This is a genomic window from Dolichospermum sp. UHCC 0259 (assembly GCF_009711935.1).
Classification (GTDB): domain Bacteria; phylum Cyanobacteriota; class Cyanobacteriia; order Cyanobacteriales; family Nostocaceae; genus Dolichospermum.
In genome coordinates, this window is record NZ_VIKX01000297.1 from 1 (window position 1) to 2536 (window position 2536).

At 37.8% G+C, this 2536-nt stretch carries 1 protein-coding gene; it reads left to right on the plus strand.

The features are described 5' to 3' along the window. Positions 1-128 precede the first annotated feature (128 nt). The coding region (locus FJR05_RS24270; RefSeq protein ID WP_371416939.1) for an AAA family ATPase at positions 129-2536 on the plus strand (2408 nt) is incomplete at its 3' end.

Here is a 2536-nt window from a genome sequence, read left to right on the forward strand (position 1 = left end):
CTCCTATCCCTGTTACTTCCTAATTCCTTTTTAGTGGGGGAGTGTGAACAGTTACAAATAAAATCCTCCAAGCACTAGGTGAAAACGGACAGGTAATTATAGATGTCATTCCTGAACTAGAACGGATTATTGGTCAACAACCAGCGACAACAGAGTTATCTGGTAGTGCGGCTCAAAATAGATTTAAATTATTATTTCAGAAATTCCTCCAATTATTTACCCAAAAAGAGCATCCCTTAGTAATTTTTTTGGATGATTTACAATGGGCTGATTCAGCTTCATTACAACTGATTAAATTATTAGTTAGCGATTGTCACCAAGGCTATTTATTATTAATTGGGGCATATAGAGATAATGAAGTATCGCCTTTACATCCCTTGATGTTAACATTGGATGCCGTGAGCAAAACAGAGGCGATCATTAATCTACTGACTCTGCAACCTCTCAGTCAATTAAGCTTAAATAAACTTGTAGCTGATACGTTAAAAAGTGAGAAAAAATCAGCATTTTTTCTTTCAGAATTGATCTATCGCAAAACCAAAGGGAATCCTTTTTTTGCTACACAATTTCTGAAATCATTACATCAAGATGAAATGATTCAGTTTAACTGGGAAGATAAATGTTGGCAATGTGATATTTCCCAAATTAATCAACAAGCACTGACGGATGATGTCGTTGATTTGATAATTTTGCAATTGCAAAAATTACCGGAATCAACACAAGAGGTTTTAAAATTAGCTGCTTGTATTGGTAATCAATTTGATTTGGCAACTTTGGCAATTGTTGAAGAAAAATCGGAACTCGAAACGGCAATAAATTTGTGGTCTGCTTTACAAAAAGGTTTGGTTTTACCACAAAGTGAGGTTTATAAATTATATCAACACCATTCATTCGTCAATAGTCAACAAAAATTAAATCATGATGACGAACCAATTAAAGTTCCCTATAAATTTTTACATGATCGCATTCAACAAGCAGCTTATGCTCTGATTCCCCATAAACAGAAACAAGCGACTCATTTACAAATTGGCAGACTTTTGTTGCAAAGTCATTCTCAACAGCAAAAAGAAGAAGGGTTATTTGAAATTGTTGGTCAATTTAGGTTAGGAGAAAGTTTAATTACTGACCCAGCCGAAAAACTTTTACTGGCTGAGTATAACTGGAAAGCTAGTCAAAAAGCGATCGCCTCCACTGCCTACACCAGTGCCTTTGACTACGCTACTAGCGGTTTGAGCTTATTAGGCAAGTCTGCATGGAACAATCATTATTCCCTCACCCTGAATCTTTATAACCTCGCTGCTGAAGCTGCCTATCTCATGGGCAATTTGGGGAGTATGGAAGAATACGCCGCCGAGATTAGCCAACAGGCTCATAGCCTCACCGATACTGTAAAAATTACTGAAATTAAGGTAGAAGCTTATACTAATCAAGGGCAATTTACTTTAGCCATTAATACGGCATTAGATTTACTGAATAAGTTAGAAATTAATGTATCAAAACAGCCAGATTTGGCAGAAATTCCGGCAGCCTTTCAAGCGATCGCCCAGCAATTAAATGGGCGTTTAGCTGCTGAGTTGCTCGATCTACCTCCCATGACCAATCCTGCTATCTTAGCAGCAATGCGGATTCTAGTTAAGGTTGGGGCTGCTTCCTATGCTTGCAAGCCGGAATTATTTCCCCTAGTGATTTTGAAACAAGTAGAACTGTCACTTAAGTATGGTAATGCCAACACTTCCATCGTGTCCTATGTTAGTTATGGACTGTTACTCTGTTCTGTATTAGAGGATTTCTCTACTGGTGATGAATTTGGGCAAATGGCGCTCGAACTGGGCGATCGCTTGAATGATCAGGAGTTTTACGGACGAACACTAGTTCTTGCCCATCATTATATTACATTCTGCACAAATCATGCCAGAGCATCCCTAGCACCACTACAACAAGCCTATAACCGCAGTTTAGAAGCAGGTGATTTAGTATTTGCCGGCTTTGCGGGCTTTACTTATAATTTCAATTCATATTTGACTGGAAAGCCTTTAAAGGATTTAATTAACAGTATTAATATATACAACCAAGCCTTAGAGCAAATTGGTCAACAGACTGCTTTAAACTTTATAAAACCCTGTCATCAGTCAGCGCTGAATTTACTGGGACAGTCAGTTAATCCTGTGATTCTGACAGGAGAAGCTATGGATGAAACTACAATGTTAGAAATGATGACTGAAATGGGCGATCAGTCAGGATTGTGGTTATTGTTAATCAATAAACTTTATTTGTGTTTTCTATTTGATGAATACTCTCAAACCCTGAAAATAGCACAGCAAATCAGGCAATATATAGGAGGTGGATCGGGGACATTAACTGTACCTATACTATATTTTTATGAATCTTTGGCATTTCTGGCAACATCTGGTGATGGCGAAATTATTACCGCTAATCAGGAAATTATCCAGAAAAGAGCGCTTTATGCACCAATGAATTTTCGTAACTGTTCACACTCCCCCACTAAAAAGGAATTAGGAAGTAACAGGGATAGGAG